The sequence below is a fragment of the Mesorhizobium sp. M1143 genome (assembly GCF_040318435.1).
In the GTDB taxonomy this organism is placed as follows: domain Bacteria; phylum Pseudomonadota; class Alphaproteobacteria; order Rhizobiales; family Rhizobiaceae; genus Mesorhizobium.
On record NZ_JAMYMJ010000009.1, the window covers coordinates 65,884 to 87,583 of the forward strand.

18 protein-coding genes are annotated in these 21,700 nt (G+C 62.6%); 11 read left to right on the forward strand and 7 right to left on the reverse strand.

The genetic code is table 11. The features are described 5' to 3' along the window. Nucleotides 1-345 precede the first annotated feature (345 nt). The 3 genes from NKH35_RS09805 to NKH35_RS09815 all read right to left on the reverse strand — a co-directional run bounded on the left by NKH35_RS09805 (nt 346) and on the right by NKH35_RS09815 (nt 3,937). Nucleotides 346-1,299 (reverse strand): DMT family transporter, encoded by a 954-nt coding sequence (locus NKH35_RS09805; protein WP_352914302.1) that lies wholly within the window; start codon nt 1,297-1,299, stop codon nt 346-348. A 160-nt stretch (nt 1,300-1,459) separates the two neighbouring features. Then, entirely contained in the window at nt 1,460-2,359 is a 900-nt protein-coding gene (locus NKH35_RS09810) for a DUF2167 domain-containing protein (RefSeq protein WP_031261879.1), read from the reverse strand. A gap of 150 nt (nt 2,360-2,509) precedes the next feature. Continuing rightward, complete coding sequence (locus tag NKH35_RS09815; protein ID WP_023681875.1) at nt 2,510-3,937, reverse strand: helix-turn-helix domain-containing protein; 1,428 nt, start codon at nt 3,935-3,937, stop codon at nt 2,510-2,512. A 249-nt stretch (nt 3,938-4,186) separates the two neighbouring features. Here NKH35_RS09815 and aceA point away from each other — a divergent pair, with 249 nt between their 5' ends. The 3 genes from aceA to NKH35_RS09830 all read left to right on the forward strand — a co-directional run bounded on the left by aceA (nt 4,187) and on the right by NKH35_RS09830 (nt 6,509). Then, nucleotides 4,187-5,476: an isocitrate lyase gene (gene aceA / locus NKH35_RS09820; protein ID WP_023689327.1), complete on the forward strand. Its 1,290-nt coding sequence runs from the start codon at nt 4,187-4,189 to the stop codon at nt 5,474-5,476. A gap of 52 nt (nt 5,477-5,528) precedes the next feature. After that, nucleotides 5,529-5,771: an SMc00767 family acetate metabolism repressor gene (locus tag NKH35_RS09825; protein WP_023669318.1), complete on the forward strand. Its 243-nt coding sequence runs from the start codon at nt 5,529-5,531 to the stop codon at nt 5,769-5,771. A 276-nt stretch (nt 5,772-6,047) separates the two neighbouring features. Then, complete coding sequence (locus NKH35_RS09830) at nt 6,048-6,509, forward strand: response regulator (RefSeq protein ID WP_023669317.1); 462 nt, start codon at nt 6,048-6,050, stop codon at nt 6,507-6,509. 30 nt (nt 6,510-6,539) lie between these two features. Here the strand turns inward: NKH35_RS09830 and NKH35_RS09835 are convergent, their stop codons facing one another. Beyond that, nucleotides 6,540-7,241 carry an HAD family hydrolase gene (locus tag NKH35_RS09835; protein WP_031199286.1) on the reverse strand — a complete coding sequence of 234 codons (702 nt, stop codon included), beginning with the start codon at nt 7,239-7,241 and terminating at the stop codon, nt 6,540-6,542. Nucleotides 7,242-7,329: 88 nt separating this feature from the next. Here NKH35_RS09835 and NKH35_RS09840 point away from each other — a divergent pair, with 88 nt between their 5' ends. The 5 genes from NKH35_RS09840 (at nt 7,330) to NKH35_RS09860 (ending at nt 13,192) form a co-directional block, all read left to right on the forward strand. Further along, nucleotides 7,330-8,154 carry a class I SAM-dependent methyltransferase gene (locus tag NKH35_RS09840; RefSeq protein WP_023711778.1) on the forward strand — a complete coding sequence of 275 codons (825 nt, stop codon included), beginning with the start codon at nt 7,330-7,332 and terminating at the stop codon, nt 8,152-8,154. 29 nt (nt 8,155-8,183) lie between these two features. Continuing rightward, complete coding sequence (locus NKH35_RS09845; protein WP_023832755.1) at nt 8,184-9,125, forward strand: ATP-grasp fold amidoligase family protein; 942 nt, start codon at nt 8,184-8,186, stop codon at nt 9,123-9,125. 102 nt (nt 9,126-9,227) lie between these two features. Next, nucleotides 9,228-10,664, forward strand: a complete 1,437-nt coding sequence (locus NKH35_RS09850; protein WP_023669313.1) for a glutamine synthetase family protein — start codon at nt 9,228-9,230, stop codon at nt 10,662-10,664. Nucleotides 10,665-10,784: 120 nt separating this feature from the next. Next, nucleotides 10,785-12,071 carry an NAD(P)/FAD-dependent oxidoreductase gene (locus NKH35_RS09855; protein ID WP_023692383.1) on the forward strand — a complete coding sequence of 429 codons (1,287 nt, stop codon included), beginning with the start codon at nt 10,785-10,787 and terminating at the stop codon, nt 12,069-12,071. A gap of 275 nt (nt 12,072-12,346) precedes the next feature. Further along, entirely contained in the window at nt 12,347-13,192 is an 846-nt protein-coding gene (locus tag NKH35_RS09860; protein WP_352914309.1) for an SH3 domain-containing protein, read from the forward strand. A gap of 26 nt (nt 13,193-13,218) precedes the next feature. Here NKH35_RS09860 and NKH35_RS09865 read toward each other — a convergent pair whose 3' ends face one another. Both NKH35_RS09865 and NKH35_RS09870 read right to left on the reverse strand, forming a co-directional pair. Then, the gene (locus tag NKH35_RS09865) at nt 13,219-14,514 is read right to left on the reverse strand and encodes a Mur ligase family protein (protein WP_031193252.1); all 1,296 of its coding nucleotides are present in this window, start codon (nt 14,512-14,514) and stop codon (nt 13,219-13,221) included. Nucleotides 14,515-14,694: 180 nt separating this feature from the next. Next, entirely contained in the window at nt 14,695-15,441 is a 747-nt protein-coding gene (locus NKH35_RS09870) for an SDR family oxidoreductase (protein ID WP_027049416.1), read from the reverse strand. 322 nt (nt 15,442-15,763) lie between these two features. Here NKH35_RS09870 and zwf point away from each other — a divergent pair, with 322 nt between their 5' ends. The 3 genes from zwf (at nt 15,764) to edd (ending at nt 19,819) form a co-directional block, all read left to right on the forward strand. Continuing rightward, entirely contained in the window at nt 15,764-17,233 is a 1,470-nt protein-coding gene (gene zwf, locus NKH35_RS09875) for a glucose-6-phosphate dehydrogenase (protein ID WP_023669307.1), read from the forward strand. Then, nucleotides 17,215-17,931 (forward strand): 6-phosphogluconolactonase, encoded by a 717-nt coding sequence (gene pgl / locus NKH35_RS09880; protein WP_023692386.1) that lies wholly within the window; start codon nt 17,215-17,217, stop codon nt 17,929-17,931. The genes zwf and pgl overlap by 19 nt, the downstream gene beginning before the upstream one ends. Nucleotides 17,932-17,995: 64 nt before the next feature. After that, nucleotides 17,996-19,819, forward strand: a complete 1,824-nt coding sequence (gene edd / locus NKH35_RS09885) for a phosphogluconate dehydratase (RefSeq protein WP_023692387.1) — start codon at nt 17,996-17,998, stop codon at nt 19,817-19,819. A gap of 77 nt (nt 19,820-19,896) precedes the next feature. Here edd and NKH35_RS09890 read toward each other — a convergent pair whose 3' ends face one another. Next, nucleotides 19,897-21,555 carry a vWA domain-containing protein gene (locus tag NKH35_RS09890; RefSeq protein ID WP_023692388.1) on the reverse strand — a complete coding sequence of 553 codons (1,659 nt, stop codon included), beginning with the start codon at nt 21,553-21,555 and terminating at the stop codon, nt 19,897-19,899. Nucleotides 21,556-21,700: the final 145 nt, after the last annotated feature.

Consider the following 21,700-nt stretch of genomic DNA (forward strand, 5'->3'; position numbering starts at 1 on the left):
TTTCCGGGCAGCCACAAGCATGAACTGCCGGCGCCATCCGGGCGGTTCGACGAGCGGCAGATGATGGCTCTGTGTGCCCGCATGGCGGGCGCGCTGACGCCGTCAGAGGCTTTCGCCGCGGCGCGGGCAGGGATACGACGCTGTGGTCCGGTCTTGGTCCGACCGGCGGGGACACTTGGCAAGATAAGCCTGTCTTGTTGTTGCCGTGCCCCCAGCCTGCCCGTGCCGCAGCAAGGTTGTCAATGGCCCGCGCGGGGAAGCTCGGTCAATAGGGCGTGCGGCTTCGCTAATTGGGGAAAGACGGGCGTAATTAGGGAAGACGGGCTCAACCAAGGGAAAGGCGGGTCAATTAGGGGATGGCAGGCCGGTGGTCCCCGGCCGTGCAGGTCTCGCCTGGCGCTTGAATTCAAGCGCGATATGGACGAGCAGCGCGGCGACCACCACCGCGCCGCCGATGATGGTGCGCACCGAGGGCACCTCGCCATGAACGAGCCAGACCCAGATCGGTCCGAGGATCGGCTCGAACGTGCCGAGGAGTGCTGCGATCGCCGCCGGAACCAGCCTCGCGCCGGTGGCGAAGAAGGCAAGGCCCAGGCCGAGATTGATGACGCCGAAGGCAAACAGGAAAGCCATGTCGTGGGCCGACGTGGCAAACTGCGTGGCTTGCGATGCGGCGAAAGCCGCTGCCAGCATCGTGCCGAGGCACGTCGCCGGCGTCATGCGCACATGGGCGAAGCGCCGGGTGATGACGGTGGCAATCGAGAACATGACGGCGATCAGCAGCGACAGCCCGTCGCCGATGGGCGATACGGCGCCGTCGAGCGATTCCGACACCATGATGGCGACGCCGGCGATGACGGCGGCGATCGCCACCCAGGTCGCGACGGCGACGCGTTCGCGAAACAGCACCCAGGCAAGCAATGCCGCCAGCAGCGGCACACCGGCCTGCATCAACAGGATATTGGGAACGGTGGTGTAGGCGAGCGCGACAACGAAGCACGTCGACGCCGTGGCGAAACAGACGGCCACGGCAAGGCCGGGCAGGCCCATGTCGCGAAACAGCCGCAACATGCCGCGCCAGCCGTCGCGCCAGGCCATGAAGCAAATCAGGAACACAGCCGCCCACAGCGAGCGCCAGAACACCACCGTCCAACTGTCAGCGGTGTCGATGAAGCGGGCGATGGTGCCGCCAAAGCTCCACATCAGCGCCGACAGGAACACCAGCAGCAAGCCGACCCGCTCTTCGCGCGGCGAGACGATCGGCGATGCGGCGATTGGAGAAGATGCGGTATCGGTCATGGGGCGCGACTGTCGGCTATCTCGGGGCGGCATGATGCACAATGGACGACAGAAACGTGCCGCATTCTCTAGCGCATAGGCTACCGCCGGAGGTGATCCAGCCCGGCATTCCCTTTGGCGCACCGCCAACCGGCAGCCATACGGGCAAACACCGCCGTTTCTAGGACGTGCCCTTGTTGCCGCGGATAAAGCGCCAAAGACCGGCCAACGGTACCAGCAGCAGAATGCCGAACTTTTTCAGGGCGATGAGCGCGACCGCAATCAGGCCGGCCTTTGCCGCGAGTTTTCCGGCGATGAGGCCGCCAATGCCAACCGCGGCGACCGTGTCGGTGCCTGGCAGAAAATCGGTGTATTTCTTGCCGGTGTTGAAGTCCGCCACGCCCAGCACTTCGTCCAGGCTCTGCTTGATCTCCGGCAATTGTTCAACCGTAGCGATGTAGCTCATCACGAAGACGCCTTCCCGGCCGAGGAAACGGACGTCGTAATTGAGCGTGTGGACGGTATCGTCTCCGAACTGCAGTTCCTTGGCCCAGTGCAGCCGCTTGTGGACGAAATCATAGACCGGCGGCGAGGCCCAGCCGATCAGCTTGATCGGGGGAAAGCCGCCCTTCACCCGCTGATCGTTGGCCGACAATGTGTCCGCCTGCATGCTGCTCAGCAATTCGGTGTAGTCGATGGATGCGGCGTCGGCGTCGTCGACATGGCCGATCTTTTCATAGCGCAATTCGATGCCCCAACCGTTGCCGGCGATGGGCTCGTACTTGGCCGGGAAGATCATGCCGATTGCTTCGGACGCGGTATCAGGCGGATTGCCCCAGGCCTCGGTCAGGACGGACGTCGCGTCCTTCTTGCCCAGAAAATAGAACTTGTCCTTGAGATCGAGATGGATGCCTTCGGGAAGGTCGACCGCGCCGGTCTTTGGATCGATTTTGTCCAGGAATGCCTTGCCGTCGTCACTATACTGTTGATAGTCCTTGAAGAATTCCGAGGATTTTTCTGCCAGAACAGGCCCCGCCAAAAGGGCAAGCGCCACGCCAAGCCACAAAGCTTTCCTGTTCATAAGCCATCCCCCCCTTGGCTGCCCTGCAGCTCACCTTCGATAGCGCAGCGCCGATGCTTAATCAATATTTGGTTCGGCGACGGTTCGGGCAGCGCTCTATTGCTTAGCGCAAACAGCTGCGGTCTTCCGCGACCTCCAGCCCGAGAAGCATCACTGGAAATCGAAGGCGCTCAGGCCCGTCGCCATCTCGTCCAGGCCCAGCGGACGGGTCACCGGCGGCTCGGCGCGGGCGAGGCAGCCGATGCGTTCGCACAGCCGGCAAGCGGGACCGACCGGCGTGGCGGCGCCCTGTCCGGCCTTTGCCGGCAGCCCGGCGCCATAGACGCTCTCGTCGCGAAAGCCGATATCGCAGCCCAACAGCAGCGCGGTGCGGCGCGGGCGCTCGGAGAACGAACCCTGCGGCCCCTCGAGCGTGCGTGCGATGCAGAGGAACTCGGCGCCGTCGGGCATTTCCACCGCCTCGACCAGGATCTGGCCAGGCGAAGCGAAAGCGGCATGGACCGGCAGTTTCGGGCAGCCGCCGCCAAAGCGGCTTTGCGGAAAGCCCTGGCCGCCGGCCTTGCGGAAGCGGTTGCCGGCATTGTCGACCTCGAGCATGAAGAACGGCACTCCGGACAAGCCAGGACGCTGCAGCATGGTCAGGCGGTTCGCCGCCTGTTCGAAGGAGACGCCGAAACGCGAGCGCAGCACATCGATGTCGTAACGAGCCCGCACGGCGGCGGCATGAAAGGCCTGATAGGGCATCATCAAGGCATGGGCGGCGTAGCGGCCGAACTCGAAGCGGGCGAGCCGGCGGGCTTCGTCCGTACCGAGCTTCAGCGCCTGAATTTCGCCGGCGATCGCGACCGTCATGCGGATCAGGCAGGCCTCCATGGCGACTTCGCGCAACTGGTCGAACGGCGACAGCCGCTCCGATAGAAAAAGACGCTGCGAATGACGGTCATAACGGCGGCGCCAGTTCGGCATGGTGGCGACCGGCAGAACCTTGACGACGATGCCATACTCGCGCTTCAGCCACGCCTTCAGCGCGCCGAACAGATCGTCGCCGGGGTCGAGCATCGAGGTGAAGGCCTCGGCCTCTTCCTCCAGTGCTGCAAAATGGTTCGGCCGGCGCTCGAAAATCTCGTGCACTTCGTCGATCGGCAGCCGCGCACCGGACAGCGCCGTGGCGCGGCCCTCGCGCGCCAGAAGCTCGTTGAGATCGGACAGCCGCTCGGCCTGCTCGCGGTAAGCGCGAAACAGTTTTATCATCGCAGCCGATGCGTTGGGGGCTGCCTCGGCCAGTTCGATCAGTTCCTGGTCGCCCGGCAGCTCACCGGCAAGCAGCGGGTCGCCGAACACTTCCTTCAAGGCCGAGATCGACCCTCTCGCCTCACCCTGCAATTCATGCGGGTCGACCTTGTAGACAGAGGCCAGCTTCAGGATCAGTTGCACCGTCAGCGGCCGTTGGTTGCGCTCGATCAGGTTGAGATAGGACGGCGAGATGCCGAGCCCCTCGGCCATCGCCGTCTGGGTCAGGCCTTTGGCGATGCGGATGCGGCGGATGCGCGGCCCGGCGAATATCTTCTGGTCGGCCATCGGCTTTCCGTGACAGGAATTTACACGACTTGCGAGCGATGAACGGCGCACCATCTTTTTACAATTATGACAGACTTACAGCGGCAAGCAGTCAAACACAACACAGGTTTTCTCTTATTTTCTACCGGAAATGGCGGTTTTCCTCGCTCTCGTCGCGGCGCAATGTAAATGATGTCACACACAGACGACGCACACCATCCCAGGGCGCGGCGTTTCAAGACACTGGCATCGATTGATCTGGAGTGACCAATGACTGATTTTTACAATCTTGTCCCATCCGCGCCCGAAGGCCGCTTCGACGGCATCGAACGAGCCTATTCGCCGGACGATGTGAAGCGGCTGCGCGGGTCGGTCCAGATACGCCAGAGTCTTGCCGAAATGGGCGCCAACCGGCTGTGGAAGCTCATCCACGAGGAAGACTTCGTCAATGCACTCGGCGCCATGTCGGGCAACCAGGCGATGCAGCAGGTGCGTGCCGGGCTGAAGGCAATCTATCTCTCGGGCTGGCAGGTCGCCGCCGACGCCAACACCGCGTCGGCCATGTATCCGGACCAGTCGCTCTATCCCGCCAATGCGGCGCCCGAACTGGTCAAGCGCATCAACCGCACGCTGCAGCGCGCCGATCAGATCGAGACCTCGGAAGGCAACGGCCTGTCGGTCGACACATGGTTCGCGCCGATCGTCGCCGATGCCGAGGCCGGCTTCGGCGGACCGCTCAACGCCTTCGAGATCATGAAGGCGTTCATCGAGGCGGGCGCTGCCGGCGTCCACTATGAGGACCAGCTGGCCTCTGAGAAGAAGTGCGGCCATCTCGGCGGCAAAGTGCTGATCCCGACCGCCGCGCATATCCGCAACCTCAACGCGGCGCGTCTGGCGGCCGACGTGATGGGCACGCCGACGCTAGTCGTGGCACGCACCGATGCGGAAGCGGCAAAGCTTCTGACCTCCGACATTGACGAGCGCGACCAGCCTTTCGTCGACTACGATGCCGGCCGCACGGTTGAAGGCTTCTACCAGGTCAGGAACGGCATCGAACCGTGCATCGCGCGCGCCGTTGCCTATGCGCCGCATGCCGACCTGATCTGGTGCGAAACATCCAAGCCCGATCTGGCGCAGGCCAAGAAATTCGCCGAAGGCGTGCGCAGGCATCATCCGGGCAAGCTGCTCGCCTATAATTGCTCGCCGTCGTTCAACTGGAAGAAGAACCTCGACGACGCGACGATCGCCAAGTTCCAGCGCGAGCTCGGCGCCATGGGCTACAAGTTCCAGTTCATCACATTGGCCGGGTTCCACCAGCTCAATTTCGGCATGTTCGAGCTGGCCCGCGGCTACAAGGCGCGGCAGATGGCGGCCTATTCCGAGTTGCAGGAAGCCGAGTTCGCGGCCGAAGTCCACGGCTACACCGCGACCAAGCACCAGCGCGAGGTCGGCACCGGCTATTTCGACGCCGTGTCGATGGCAATCAGCGGCGGCCAGTCGTCGACCACCGCCATGCATGAATCGACCGAGCACGTCCAGTTCAAGCCGGCAGCGGAATGAACCGATCGACATAACCAACAGAGGAAACGCCCGAAGGGCAAGGGAGAAGAAAATGGCATCGATAAGCCGCGTCAAGGAACGTGCAGAAGAGCAGTCCACCACGATGAGTGTCGACCAACAGGCGACAATCCGCATGCTGGCCAACGACCTGCACCGGCTCAATCAATCGGTGATGAAGGCAGTGGAGGCCGGCGTCTCGGTGGAACTGGTGCGCTCGGCCCGGCATCATGGCGGCGACGGCAATTGGGGCGACCTGCTGATCCCGGTGATCGTCACGCAGAAGAGTCACGGCTGATCTTCCCTAACGGAAGCTTTGTGCTTGTGGAACCTATGGACCCCGCCGCTCACTGGCCGATTTCCACGTCACCCGCGGGTTTTCAGCGCGGGTGACTTTTGCTTTTGAGCGTAAACTTAACTACAGTTCGAAAACAGACCTTGTCTCCGGGGTTTAATATTTCCGGCTATATTTCGCAGGTCCGTCATTTCAGCTTGACATGGCGGGCGATCTCACGCCAATTGGCTCTCGGATTTCAACCCTGCATTGAAGCAGCGCCGAGTGCCCGCCCCGCCCATGTGCCCTGTGAACCGCGAGACCGACACCGCCAAACATCTGAATTCGTCAAGCAGGGACGCGAACTCCGAGATATCAACGGATTTCTCCCACGTGCTGGTCGTTGGAAAATCGCCGATCAACCGGGTGGTGGTGTCGAAGATCGTCGAGAAGTCCGGACTGAAGCCGATCTCCGAGTCGCCCGAAATGGCGGCCAAGACATTGCGAACCCTCATTCCGGGCGCCGTCGTTCTCGATGGCGGCCCCGACAACGAGGACTGCCGCGCGCTGATGGCGGCCATCGACGCCTTGCGGCGGACATCTGGGCGGTCGCTCCCCAAGGTGATCCTGCTTTCAACCAAGACCGGCACGCCCGACAGCCTGGGCCTGTCGAGCGTGGTCGATGTGGTGGTAACCAAGCCGATCACCACCGAAAGGCTGCAGCCGGTGGTCGACCGGCTGATCAGTCTCGGGCGCGGCTGATCGCAATCCGCCCGAACGCGTGCGGGGCGGTCAGCCTTCCTTGCCGATGCTCTCGATCAAAGCCGGCAGTTCGCCAAGATCGACAATCTGGCGGAAGCGCGGTGCTGCCACCGGCGGTTCGACATGTTCGAGTACCCAGGTCAGTTCGTGCGGGACGTACACACCCCAGCTGCCGGCCTCGATGGCCGGCACCACGTCCGACTTGAGCGAATTGCCGACCATCATGCTGTCCTGCGGGCTGCCGTGGCGGCCAAAGATCCTGGCATAGGTGGCGGCGCTCTTGTCGCTGACGATCTCGACGGCATCGAACAGGTCGCCAAGGCCGGACGCCGCCAGCTTGCGCTCCTGGTCGAACAGATCGCCCTTGGTGATCAGCACCAGATGGTAGGTGCCGGCGAGCTTTTCGACTGTCTCGCGCGCATGCGGCAGCGCCTCGACAGGATGGCCGAGCATGTCGCGGCCGGCGGCAAGGATTTCGGCGATCGTCGAGGCCGGCACGCGGCCCTCGGTCACTTCGATGGCCGTCTCGATCATCGACAAGGTAAAGCCCTTGATGCCGAAGCCGTAGACGGCAAGGTTGCGCTTCTCGGCCTCGAGCAGCCGTGCCGAGATGTGCTCGGCCTCGCCATGATCGGCGAGCAGGGCTGCAAAGTGCTTCTCGGTCAGGCGGAAGAACTGTTCGTTCTGCCACAGCGTGTCGTCGGCGTCGAAGCCGATGGTGGTCAGGGGCATGGTCGACTGTCCCGTTTCAAGTGAAGGCAGTGATGTAGACGTTGTCGCCGCGCACTGCTAGCTACGGCAAGGGGAATGGTGGGCAACAATGCCGGAATTGGGCGCCTGGAAGCGTGAACTGGAGCAAATTCTGAGCTCCTTGCCAGGTCGCGCTCCGACCGAACTCATAAATGCCATCCGAGATCTTGGCATCGCCATGGGACACGATACCGGCGAGGCGTTGCTTGAAACCTACCCGGAGATCCTTTCGCACCGACCGGCGCTGACCGCCGCATTCGGCAAGATGGTGCAGGCGCAAGATGCCGCCGAGATCAGGCAGATGCTGGATCAGGACCTGAGCGGTCCGGCATCGTTCAGACAGATCGCAGCGGGGAAAACAAGCATCGGCGTGCTGTCATCAAAGGATGCCTATAACCGCCTCGACGAAGTCTTCGATCATGTCGATTTCAATAATTGCCGCCGCGCTGTCATGGTCGGCTGCGGCGGGCGACCGTTCACCATGTTCCGTATTCACGACCAGACAACTGTCCCTGAGATCATCGGCCTCGACATCGTTCCCGAAGCCGTCGAAACGGCAAACAGGCTCGCCGCCAAGCTCAGCTATGCGCGCATGCGGGCCGAGCTGTGCGACGGATGCGATTATGATTACAGCGACGCTCAGGTTGTCTATGTCGCGAGCATGGTTTCGCCTAAGGCAGCTGTCGTGTCTCGTATCGCCGATACCGCGGCCGAGACTGTGCAGATCGTTTTGTGGGAGCCTGTTTCGCTAGGCAGGCTTTGGGCTGAAAATGCGGAACGCACACTTGACCCTCGGCTAGAGGTCATCGGCCGCACGAGCATCTCGCGAAACATGACCAGAGACGTGTTCGTCGCCCGACGAGACGGTTCATCTTCGACCCGGCAGCTGGGCTGATCGTGTCGGCTCTTGGAAAGAGCGATCGAGTGATCCTCGCCCTGGCGCGGGCATGGTGCCTGGTGCGCCATCCCATGATTTGCAAACGCACATTCGACCATAGCGGCATGCTGCCGGATCCGGCGAGACCGGCTTCCTATGCAGACAAGTTCCTGTGGCGAAAGCTTTTCGATCACAATCCGTTTTTCACGACAGCTTGCGACAAGCTCGCCTCGAAAACCTACGCTTTGTCCACCTGCCCCGAACTAAAGACTGCCGAGGTCCTATGGTCCGGGGAAGACGCAACAAAGATTCCGGCGGAGGTTCTTGCCGGCAATGTCATGGTGAAGGCCAATCATGGCTGCCGCTGGAACATGATGGTGCGCAACGGTGAGGTGGACAGAGCCAGGCTGCGCCGGCGTACAGCTCGCTGGATGCGCCGTCGCTACGGCAGGAAATTCGGCGAATGGGGCTACAAGTACGCCAGCAGGCGCATCCTTGTGGAAGAGATGCTCCTTCAGGACAGTCAGCCTGTCGCTTTGGAGTACAAATTCCACGTGTCCAACGGGACGACGGCCTATGTCTATGCCGCACGTCGGGATGAGCACGGCAACGAACAGAAATGTCATTTCGACCGGGACGGAACCTATGCGCCGCCACCGCCAGGCAGCGGCCCCCAGTGGGTCCGGATCGACCTGCCGGCATCCTTCCCGCGCATGCTTGCCATCGCCGAGCGGCTGACCGTGCCGTTCGATCACATGCGTTGCGATTTCTACGAAATCGACGGCGCGATCTTCTTTTCCGAATTCTCGGTCTATCCGCTATCCGGCAAAGGCATCATCAACACAAGGCTCAGGGATCTGTGCGCAGACAGCTGGGACCTCAGCCAATCCTGGTTCCTGACCGCGCCGCAAAGCGGATGGCGCAGGCTCTATGCCGGTGCCTTGCGCAGATGGCTGGATGCAAATGCGCTGCCCGGCAAGGCCGTCTGACAGAGGCCGTCCAGCCTCGTTGCCGCACCTATCGGGCCGGCTCCCCTTCCCTTCCATCACCGGCAACAGCTATACTGTGATAATTGCAACCCAAACTGGTGAATGATGCCGCCTGCGAAAAAGGAAGTCCGTCCGTCGACCCGCGGAGGACGCGTCCGAACGCCTGCCTTCGTGAAAAATCAACGCGGCGTGAAGAACTGGAAGGAAGTCAGCGCTTGGCTGGAATGGCGCGGCATCGAAGACATAGAATGCATCACGCCTGATCAGGCTGGCGTCGCGCGCGGCAAGATGATGCCGTCGAAGAAATTCACTTCCAACACCTCGCTGGCGCTGCCATCGGCAGTGTTCATGACGACGATTTCGGGCGGCTATCCCGAGGATGGCAACGGTTTCCACTATCCGGAGGATGATGGCGACCTGAAGCTTATGCCGGATCTGTCGACGTTGACCGTCGTGCCGTGGGAAGAAGACCCGACGGCCGCCGTCATCTGCGACCTCGTCCATCAGGATGGCCGTTCGGTCGAGTTCACGCCGCGCAACGTCCTGAAGCGCGTGGTAGCAGCCTATGACAAGCGCGGGCTGAAGCCGGTGGTGGCGCCCGAGATCGAATTCTATCTGGTGCGCAAGAACCCCGACCCGGATTATCCGTTGACCCCACCCGTCGGGCGTTCCGGACGGGCAATCGGCGGCGGCGCCGGCTATTCGATCGCCGGCGTGAACGAGTTCGACGAACTGATCGACGACATCTACCATTTCTCCGAAAGCCAGGGCCTGGAGATCGACACGCTGATCCACGAGGAAGGCGCCGGCCAGCTCGAGATCAATCTGCGTCACGGCGATCCGGTCGAGCTCGCCGACCAGGTGTTCATGTTCAAACGCACCATCCGCGAGGCAGCGCTCAAGCATGAGATCTATGCCACCTTCATGGCCAAGCCGATCCAGGGCCAGCCAGGTTCTGCCATGCACATCCACCAGTCGATCATCGACAAGAAGACCGGGCTGAATATCTTTTCGGCGAAGGACGGCTCGGAAACCGACGACTTCTTCCATTTCATCGGCGGCATGCAGAAGCATGTGCCGAACGCGCTGGTGATGTTTGCCCCTTACGTCAATTCCTACCGCCGGCTGACGCAGTCGGCCTCGGCGCCGGTCAACAACAAATGGGGCTATGACAACCGCACCACGGCGTTCCGCGTGCCGCGCTCGGATCCGGCGGCGCGGCGTGTCGAAAACCGCATCCCGTCTTCCGACGCCAACCCCTATCTGGCGCTGGCGGCCTCACTTGCCTGCGGGCTGATCGGCATCACCAACAAGATCAAGGCCGAGCCTCCGGTGCTGACCACCGCAAACGCCGATGAGATCGACCTGCCGCGCGGCCTGCTCGAAGCCGTCGACCTGTTTGAGGGCGACGAGGAGCTGTGCGCCCTTTTGGGCAAGTCCTTTGCCGCAACCTATGCAGCGATCAAGCGGGCGGAGTTCGAGACCTTCATGGAAGTGATCAGCCCGTGGGAGCGGGAGTATCTGTTGCTCAACGTGTGAGCGGCGACTTCGTCGTGTGAATGGTGAATAGTGAATGGTGAGTAGTTTCATATTGGATGGATGAGCGCAGACGTCGTGCGTCTCGCAGCCATTCACCATTCACCATTGGCTGGTGTCCCCATGCCTTACCAATCACCTATCTCCCCCGGTCGCTCCTGGTACGAAGACACAGCCGGACCACGCCCTGAGTACCCTGCCCTGGACGGCGACCGCAGCTGCGACGTCGTCGTCGTCGGCGGTGGCTTCACCGGGCTGTCGGCGGCCGCTCATTTGGCCAAGGCGGGAGCCGACGTCGTTCTGATCGAGGCGCATCGCTTCGGCGACGGCGCTTCAGGGCGCAATGGCGGCCAACTCGGCACGGGCCAGCGCGCCTGGGCCGAAGAGATGGAGGCCGAATACGGCTTCTCCCGCGCCAAGGCGCTGTTCGACCTTGCCGAGGAGGCGAAAGCGCACCTGCTCGAATTCGCCGCCGTCAACCAGATCGACATCGACTATATGCCCGGCCAGTTGTCCGTGGCGCACAAGCCGCGTTATCTCGACGACTACAAGGCGCATGCCGAGATCATGGCGGGCCGCTTCAATTATCCGCACATCGCCTTCATGGATGCCAGGGAAACGGCCGAACGGCTGGGCTCCACACGCTACTTCGGCGGCACCCGCGACACCGGCACCGGACACATCCACCCGATGAAACTGGTGATCGGCACGGCAAAGGTCGCGGCAGCGGCCGGCGCGCACCTGTTCGAGCAGACACTATCGACCGGTGTTACCTCCAGCGGCGGCAAGGTCAGGGTGACGACTTCGAGAGGAACCATCACCGCCCAGAAATGCCTGATCGGTGTAAATGCCTATGGCGGCACGCTCGAGCCGGTGAGTGCCGCGCACATCATGCCCATCGGTTCCTTCATCGGCGCGACGGTGCCGCTGGGCGTCGATTCGAAAGTGCTGCCGGGCGGCGAGGCGGTCGACGATTCGCGTTTCGTCGTGCGTTATTTCCGCAAATCCAGGGATGGAAGGCTGCTGTTCGGCGGGCGCGAGGTCTATGGCGTCAACGATCCGAAGGACATCCATGTCCATATCCGCCGGCAGATAGCCGAGCTTTATCCGGAACTGAGCGATGTCGAGATCACCCATGGCTGGGGCGGCTATGTCGGCATCACCATGCCCAGGAAACCGTTCGTGCGCGAGGTGATGCCCAATGTGATCTCGGCCGGAGGCTATTCCGGCCACGGCGTGATGCTGTCGAACTTCTTCGGCAAGCTCTATGCCCAGACCGTCGCCGGCAACCGCGACAGACTGAAGCTGATCGAGGACCTGAACATCCCGGCTTTTCCCGGCGGCCGGCGATTTAGAACGCCATTATTGTTCTTGGCACTGAACTGGTTTGCCCTGAGGGACCGAATATAGGGAAAGTATCTCATATCAGCCGTGGCTGGTACTGAGCCGATTCTATTGAGCTGTTGGTTGCCGCAGCGAGACGTTGCAGAATCCTTAACAAGAGCGCACAATTCCCCTGAGGGCGCACTGATGCCACAATCAAGGGCAAAGGATGCCGGTTCTGGGCGATTGAACGGGGATTTCTGCGGGCCTGCCCGCTTTGTTGTTGGGACCGATGCCGATCGAATGCCGGGCTGCCGGCGCCGATCGAAAGAACACCGGCTCATCTTTTGGAGGTGGCAAGAGTGAACGAGCCCTTCAGTTTCGGCGCGCCGGAACGTCGGCGCTTCGCCATGCAATTCGGTTATGACATGCGGGCCTCCTTCTGGCAGGGGGTGCGCACGAATTCGCATCTGGTGATCGCCGCGGTCGGCACCGCAGCGCTGCTTGGTGTGGCGGGCATAGCGCTTTGGCTGGCATTGCCGGCCAACGACCGGCAAGCGATCGCCAGCACACAGCAGAACGTTCCGACTTTTCCGGTCAAGACGACCAAGATTGCCCCGGTCGCGGCGACGGCTACCGCGGTAGCGGCGCCACAAGCCGCGCGCAAGGGCGACGCGGTTTCATCGACGGTCGCTGTGGGTGGGGCTGCGATGCCGCCGCTGTCGGCCAACGATCCGCGCTGGACTGCGGCGCAATCCAACAGCGACCCTGCCGCGACGCCATCCGATCAGGCGCCTGCCGAGCAGGCTGCCGCCAAACCGTCCGATGCCGCGGCATTCGAAGAACCGGCGGCCCAGGGCGACGCCACGACGCAGCTGTCAAAGGTCGCTGCTGCCGCCAATGACGACGACGCGGAAACCGCCGCCATACCGACGCCAAAACCGCAACTTCCAGACGAGCAATCTTCCGCCGCAACGAACGATACCCAGACCAAGGCCAAGCCACAGAAGGTGGCTGCTGCAGCCGGCACCGGACGCATCCTCAGGACAGTGACAATGCGCAGCGGTCCGCAGAAAAACGCCGCCGCCATCGGCACCGTGCCCGCCAAGTCATCGGTGCAGGTGATGAGTTGCAAGAAATGGTGCCAGATCGTCTACAACGGCAAGCGCGGCTGGATCTACAAGAGCTACATCAAGACCGGAGCTTGAGACACAGACGAAGCCGCCAGATCTGGTCAGCCGCCGAGCAGCCATCTGAAACGGTGTCTTCTGCGAGCAAGTTGGCGCTTCACCAGGAAATCCCGGTGTTCCTCGAACGGCACCTCATAGAGGCCGCACATTTGGCAGCTTTCGGACTTGCCGCATAGCGGGGTCCAGCATTTCACATCGTGCGTCCAGGCGAGCGCGATCCTTTCCAGATGAAGGTTAGACGAACTTTTCAGCAGAATCAGTTCTCCTGGGACCGCCGTCTGTTTGATGTGATCCGAAACTTCCTTGGGACTGCGAAGCTCAATGAACCGGCCGCTGTCGCGGTCGGCCTGGCTGGCGCGCGAGCGATGCGCATTGTCGCCCGTGTAGATGACCTCATCGGCGATTTCGCGCGCGATCTTGTATGCACTGCCGTATTTCCTCGGCGAGCCGGCGAAGTCGGATATCTGCCCAAGCACAATGCGCTTGCGAGCGACCTTGGCCTTTGCGATCATCTCCAGGGCAATGTTGAGCGAATGCCAGGGCGCTTTGGCCGTATCGACCAGGAATTTCGGACCCGCTGATACCTCTTGCACCGTAGAGCGGTTGGGCAGTGGTGCAAACGATGCCGTTCTCGCTACGACTTGCTCTGGCGGGACGCCAAGTTCCAAGGCGGCGGCAACAGCCGCTGCAGTCGGCAGCCAGAATTGCTCGCCGGGAAAAGGCGCTTGAATATTCAGGCTGCCACTGCGCCAATGAAGGGTGAACCGCAGCAATTCCGGATACGCGGCATGCACGTCACTCACGCGGTAGTCTGCCTCGCCGGACTGGCCGAAGGTCGCAATCCGGCATTTCGCGCCAGACGCCATGCCGATCACCAGTGGGTCATCGCAATTGAGAACCGCAAGTCCATCGGGTTGGAGTGCCTCGACCAGCGCCCGCTTCTCTCCCGCCACAGCTTCCAGAGTCCTGAACTTGCCGAAATGCTCCAGACGGATCATCGTAACCACCGCCACACTCGGCTTCAGCATCTGCGCCATGGCGCTGATCGTGCCGAAGTCGGAAGCGCCGGCTTCGAAAACGACGTAATCGACTTTGCCGGCCTTCCTCAGGCGCTTGTAAAGCGTTCGAACCAACACCTTCATAGTGTTGGCCAGAACCTGTGTGTGGACCGAACCGTGGCCAGCCAGGATGTGTCCAAGCAGGCTTCCCGCCGTCGTCTTGCCGGAGCTTCCGGTAACGCCGATGAAAATTGCCTTGCTTCGCGCCCGCGCACGCGTGGCCAGGTAAAGCCGCAGCCGCCATCCCAGATCATAGCGACTTTTCTGCTGCCTGATCTTCATCACCCGCCAACACTATCCACGATCCCGTTATGCCTTTCGGGTGATCGAGAAGTCAAACTGGGGTCCGGCGTGACGACGTCAACTGTTCGTTCCTCGGCCGGCCGGCGCACCGATGCGAACTTTTGCCGACGTTGCTCTGTCTGCCGTGCATTGCGAACAGCGAGGTACTTCCCGAATTGCTCAAATGCAGCGGCCGCCGTCGACCTCCAGCGCCACGCCGGTGATGAAGGCGGCTTCGTCCGACGCAAGCCAAAGCGCAGCGTTGGCGATATCGAGCGGCGTCGACAGACGGCCGAGCGGTATCGAGGCACGGAATTTCTCGCGGATCTCGGGCGTGTCAGTGCCCATGAATTTCTCCAGCATGCCGGTCTCGCCGGCGACCGGGCAAAGGCAGTTCACGCGGATGTTCTTGGGCGCGAGTTCGACCGCCATCGACTTGGTCGCGGTGATCGCCCAGCCCTTCGAGGCATTGTACCAGGTGAGCCCCGGACGCGGCCGCAGACCGGCGGTCGAAGCCGTGGTCAGGATGACGCCGCCGCCCTGCCGCTCCATGATCGGCACCACGGCAAGTGCGGCGTGGTAGATCGCCTTCATGTTGACTGAAGTGATCAGGTCGAAGGTCGCCTCGTCGACGTCGAGCATGTCGCCATTGCGATGGGTGTAGCCGGCATTGTTGACCATGATATCGATGCGGCCGAAGGCGCTTTTTGCGGCATAGACCATCTCGTCGAATTCGGAACGCTGCGAAACGTCGGTCTGGGTCCAGATCGCGGCCTGGCCGATCTCTGCTGCAACGCGCTCCGCGCCCTTGGCGTTGAGGTCGGCGACGACGACCTTGGCGCCCTCTTCGGCAAAGCGCCTGGCCATGCCTTCGCCGAAACCTGACGCAGCACCCGTGATGACGGCAACCTTGTTTTCCAGACGCATGCTTTTTCCGCTCATTGAAGACCCACCTCGCAAGCGCATTTTTCCTTTTTGTTTGATGCGTGTCTGTCTCCCAGAACCGCTTCGCACTTCTGGGCGACACGCATTAGCTTTCGTCACATTCCCGCTTTATGTTGCAGGCGCGAAAGCCCCGGGACCATCGCTTGACGAAAAGCCTCCGGGTGGCAGCCAGTGTCAAGGCACATTTGGAGCGAATCAATATGCAGTGATTTGGCCTTGATGTGACACCATGGCACTGGATAGTTTAAATCGATTAGATTATATCCTGCCGCGTCACAGCGAGCGGCGTCAAAGCGGACAGACCATGACCAGCCAGATCATTCCCGTCGAGCCTTTCGACTTCATCATTTTCGGCGGCACCGGCGACCTGTCGGAACGCAAGCTGCTGCCCTCGCTCTACCACCGCCAGCGCGACCACCAGTTTTCCGAGCCGACCCGCATCATCGGCACCTCGCGCTCCAAGATGAGCGACGAGGAATTCCAGGCTTTCGCCAAGCAGGCGATTTCCCAGCATGTGAAGCCGGCCGACATCGACGCCGAGGAACTCAAGACATTTCTTGCCCGGCTGTCCTACGTATCGGCCGACGCGACGACGGGTGCCGGCTTCGACAAGCTGAAAAAGGCGATCGGCGAAAGCGACCGCATCCGCGCTTTCTATCTGGCGGTGGCGCCGGCGCTGTTCGGCGACATCTCGCACCAGCTGAAAGCCCACAATCTCATCACGCCGAATTCACGCATCGTGCTGGAGAAGCCGATCGGCCGCGACCTCGATTCGGCGCGCAAGCTCAACGACGTGGTTGGAGACGACTTCCACGAAAGCCAGATCTTCCGCATCGACCACTATCTCGGAAAGGAGACGGTGCAGAATCTGATGGCGCTGCGCTTTGCCAACGCGCTCTATGAGCCGCTTTGGAATTCTGCCCATATCGACCATGTGCAGATCACGGTGGCCGAGACCGTCGGTCTTGAAGACCGCGTCACCTACTACGACAAGGCCGGCGCGCTGCGCGACATGGTGCAGAACCACATGCTGCAGCTGCTCTGCCTGGTTGCCATGGAGGCGCCATCGTCGATGGATGCCGATGCCGTGCGCGACGAGAAGCTGAAGGTGCTGCGGGCGCTGAAGCGCATCAACGGCAATGAGGCACCCAAGCACACCGTGCGCGGGCAGTACCGCGCCGGCGCCTCTGCAGGCGGCGCGGTGAAAGGCTATGTCGAGGAACTCGGCAAAGACAGCTCCACCGAGACCTTCGTCGCCATCAAGGCCGAGATCGGCAATTGGCGCTGGGCCGGCGTGCCGTTCTATCTCCGGACCGGCAAAAGGCTGGCGACCCGCGTTTCGGAAATCGTCATCGAGTTCAAGCCGATCCCGCATTCGATCTTCGGCGACAGCGCCGGGCCGATCTCAGCCAACCAACTGGTGATCCGGCTGCAGCCCGACGAAGGCGTCAAGCAGTTCATCATGATCAAGGATCCAGGCCCGGGCGGCATGCGGCTGCGCCAGATTCCGCTCGACATGAGCTTTGCAACATCTTTCGACGGTCGCGCGCCGGACGCCTATGAACGGCTGATCATGGATGTTATCCGCGGCAACCAGACGCTGTTCATGCGCCGCGACGAGGTCGAGGCGGCATGGAAGTGGATCGACCCGATCCAGAACGCCTGGGAAAGCGCCAGGCAGGAGGCGCAAGGCTATACGGCCGGCACATGGGGTCCCTCGGCCTCGATTGCGCTGATCGAACGCGACGGGCGGACATGGCACGAAAGCAATTGAGCGAGCCCGTCTATAACTGGAACGGCTTTGCCGGGCGCCAGGACCTGGCGGCAGCCCTTGCCGGCAATGTCGCGGCGCGCCTGACCAAGGCCATCGACGAGCGCGGCACGGCCCTGCTTGCCGTTTCCGGCGGCACCACGCCGGCAAAGTTCTTTGCAGCACTTTCGGCCATTCCGATCGCCTGGAACAAGGTGACGGTGACGCTGGTCGACGAACGGTTCGTGCCGGCCTCCTCGCCGCGCTCGAATGCGGGGCTGGTGGCGGCCAACCTGCTCCAGAACAAGGCGGCTGCCGCGCACTTCGTGCCGCTCTACCATGAGGCGGCAAGCATCGAGACCGCCGCGGCGGCCGACGATGCGGCGCTGAAGGCTCTGCCCTGGCCCCTCGATGTCGTCGTGCTCGGCATGGGCGGCGACGGCCACACCGCCTCGTTCTTTCCCGACGCCGAGAATCTCGGCGATTTGCTCGACCCGGCCTCATCAAGGATCGTGCTGCCGGTTCACGCGGCAAGCGCCGGCGAACCCCGGTTGACGCTGCCGCTGGCGCGGATCGTCGGCGCCGGCTTCATCGCGCTGCATATAGAAGGCGAGGACAAGCGCACCGCCTTCGACGGTGCGATGGGACCGGGTGCGAAAAAGCCCATCCGCAAAGTGCTCGAAGCGGCACCCACCCCGGTAGAGGTGTTCTGGGCACCCTGATTTCACGCAAAGTAGTCCCGGCAGACGGTGGAGGACGTTCTTCCGGGGCTCGAAAGGACCGACCATGACAGCCAGACGCGACATCGAAGCCATCACGGAACGCATCCGCCAACGCTCGAAAGCCGGCCGCGAGCGCTATCTGGGCCGCATCGCCGAGGCGTCCAGCCGCACCGCCAACCGGGGCGTCCTGTCTTGCGGCAACCTCGCGCATGGCTTTGCCGTCTGCAGCCCGTCTGAAAAGCTGGCGCTCGGCGCCGACAAGGTGCCGAACCTCGGCATCATAACCTCCTACAATGACATGCTGTCGGCGCATCAGCCCTTCGAAACCTTCCCGGCGCTGATCAAGGAAGCCGCGAAGGAAGTTGGCGGCATCGCGCAAGTGGCCGGCGGCGTGCCCGCCATGTGCGACGGCGTGACCCAGGGACAGCCCGGCATGGAGCTGTCGCTGTTTTCGCGCGACGTGATCGCCATGTCGGCGGCGATCGGCCTGTCGCACAACATGTTCGACGCCGCCGTCTATCTCGGCGTCTGCGACAAGATCGTGCCGGGGCTGGTGATTGCAGCCCTCACCTTTGGCCATCTGCCGGCGGTGTTCGTGCCGGCAGGGCCGATGACGACGGGCCTCCCCAATGACGAGAAGGCCAAGGTCCGCCAGCTCTATGCCGAGGGCAAGGCCGGACGCGCAGAACTGCTCGAAGCGGAGTCCAAATCCTATCACGGGCCGGGCACCTGCACGTTCTATGGCACCGCCAATTCCAACCAGATGCTGATGGAGATCATGGGCCTGCATACGCCCGGCGCGTCCTTCGTCAATCCAGGCACGCCGCTGCGCGACGCGCTGACGCGCGAGGCGACCAGGCGAGCCCTGGCGATCACCGCGCTCGGCAACGCCTACACGCCGGTCGGCCGCATGATCGACGAGCGCTCTTTGGTCAATGGCGTCGTCGGCCTGCACGCCACCGGCGGCTCTACCAACCACACCATCCATCTCATCGCCATGGCCGCGGCGGCCGGCATCACGCTTACCTGGCAGGACATTTCCGACCTGTCGGAAGCGGTGCCGCTTCTCGCGCGCGTCTATCCGAACGGGCTTGCCGACGTGAACCATTTCCATGCCGCCGGCGGGCTCGGCTTCCTGATCCGCGAATTGCTCGACGAAGGCATCCTGCATGAGGATGTGCAGACGGTATGGGGCGAAGGCCTGAGGCCCTATGCGGTCGAGGCCCGGCTCGGCGAAGATGGCGGCGTCGTGCGTGAAGCCTCGCCGCTGCAGAGCGGCGACGAGAAGGTGCTGGCACCGTTCAAGAAAGCCTTCCAGCCGACCGGCGGCCTGAAGGTGCTTGCGGGCAACCTCGGCCATGCCGTCATCAAGACCTCCGCCGTGAAGCCGGAACGCCGCGTCATCGAGGCGCCGGCCAAGGTGTTCGACAGCCAGCAAGGCCTCAACGAAGCCTTCAAGGCCGGCACGCTGACCGGCGACTTCATTGCCGTCATCCGCTTCCAGGGCCCGAAGGCCAACGGCATGCCGGAACTGCACAAGCTGACAACCGTGCTCGGCATCCTGCAGGATCGCGGCCAGCGCGTCGCGCTGGTCACGGACGGGCGCATGTCTGGCGCTTCCGGCAAGGTGCCGGCGGCGATCCATGTAACGCCGGAAGCGGTCGAGGAAGGACCGATCGCCAGGATCCATGACGGCGACATCATCCGGCTCGACGCCGATGCCGGCACGCTGGAAGTGCTGGTGCCGGGGCCCGAGCTCGCGCTGCGCCGCACGGCCGACATCGATCTCATCGGCAACGAGTTCGGTTTCGGCCGCGAGCTGTTCGCCGGTTTCCGCCAGTTGGTCGGCCGCGCCGACCATGGCGCCAGTGCTTTCGGCACTGCCTGAGGCATCATTGCCTATTTTGTAAAAAGGGCGGCTCGAGCTCGGTTTGAGGCCGCCCTTTGGTGAGGGATGGATGGAGATTACGGCTGAACCGTAATCTCGCTCCGTTCGCCGGCCTTGACCGTCACCGGCATTTCCTTGTCATGGCCTTGATCGGACATGTGGCGGAGGACGACATAGTCGCCGGCCGGGATAGTCTGCTGCCAGGTGTCGCCATAGTTCAGGCCGAGCGCCTTGCGGTTGCCCTGGATATCCTTCTTTGACGACAGCACCTCGATCGAATAGGCGCCCGGCGCCGACATCACCAGCACGCCGGCATCGAGTGTCACCTTGACGTCCTTGACGTCGCCAACCTTGACGCTGAAAGGCTGCTCGACGGTTGCGAGCTCAAGCGAGGTGACCGCGACATAGTCGTCCGGCGGCAGCCAGAATTTGCTGTCGGGCCCATAGGAGTGGGCGACATCGTCACGCGAGCCGTCGATCTTTTTCTTGGCCTTGACGATCTGGACGCTGATGCCCGAGGAGTCGGCCTTGTCGCCGCCTGCAGTGTAGTAGGCGTTGACGGCGGCATGGCCGACGCCGACGACTATGTCTTTTTCCACAGTCTGCCCGGCGGCGAGCTGGATGTTCTCGGTCACCGAGCCGCTGCCGATCGCAACCGTCACCTTCTGCTCACCAGCCGGCACGATGATCCTGGTGTCGCCATAGTGGGTGGTGCTGCCGCCCGGGAAGGCGAAATCGACATGGGCTTCGTCACTGATCTCGGCGCCCTGGCTTGGCTTCGGATGGATGAGCATGGTGCCGGCGTTCAAGGTGAAGAGCGGCTTGTAGACCTGGCCCGCCTCGATCTTGACCTTCTGTTCCGCCCGAGCTTCGTCGGCGCGCGCGACGACGACATAGTCGCCCGGCTCGAGATTGGCCTCGTAGTTGTTGTACTGGGTGGTGACGGCCTCGCCGCGCGTGCCATCGGCCTTGGCCTTGTAGACCTCCCAGGCATTGCCGTCGGTGATCGGATCGCCGCCATCCGCCATGACCACGCTTGGGACGAAATTGAATTCGGGCTTTGCCGGTTCGGGGGCTGGAGCTGGCGCTGGCGCCGGTGCGGGTTCAGGTGCCGGCGCGGCGACGGTTTCGATCAGTGCTTGCTGCAGCGCCTTCTCGTCCGAGGCCTGGATATATTTGCCGCCGGTGTTGTCGGCGAGACAGGCAATCTGCTTGCCCTCGTCAGCGGTCAGGCCGAAGCCGACGACGTCGACGGTGAAATCGACGCCTGAGGCCTCCAGTTCCCCGCCCAGCGCGCACGGGTCACCTTCGCAGGTTTCAAGCCCATCGGTGATGAGAACCACGGTCGCCTTGTCCTCGGTGTATTTCAGAGCTTCGGCCGCCTGCTTGACGGCTGCGGTCAGCGGCGTCTTGCCGAGGAATTTCAGGCTGTCGGCAGCGGCCGAAATGGCGCTAGCCGAGCCGGCTTGCGGCGGCACGATCAGCTCGATGTCGTCGCAGCTGCCCTTTTCGCGGTGGCCATAGGCCATGAAGCCGATCTCGTCGTCGCCCGGGACCGACTGCAGTACGGTCCTCAGCGATTCGCGCGCGATCTCGAGCTTCGGCTTGCCGTCGATCTGGGCCCACATCGAGCCTGAAGCGTCAAGAATGATGATAACCTTGTTGGCGGCAAAGCCGAGCGAAGTCATCGACAAAAGGAGCAGCGCCGCAGCGACGCTCCGCAAAAGTCCCGCCATGGAAATCTCCTTGAGGCCGCCCTCTTATATGCGGCGGCAAGCTATTTGACGCCGCGTCCGGGCACAAGCCCCGGAGCGGGTCACGAACGGTTGCCGTGTAACAGGATCGGCGCCGGCCGAGGCCTGTTCCGAGGCCGGCTAAGCA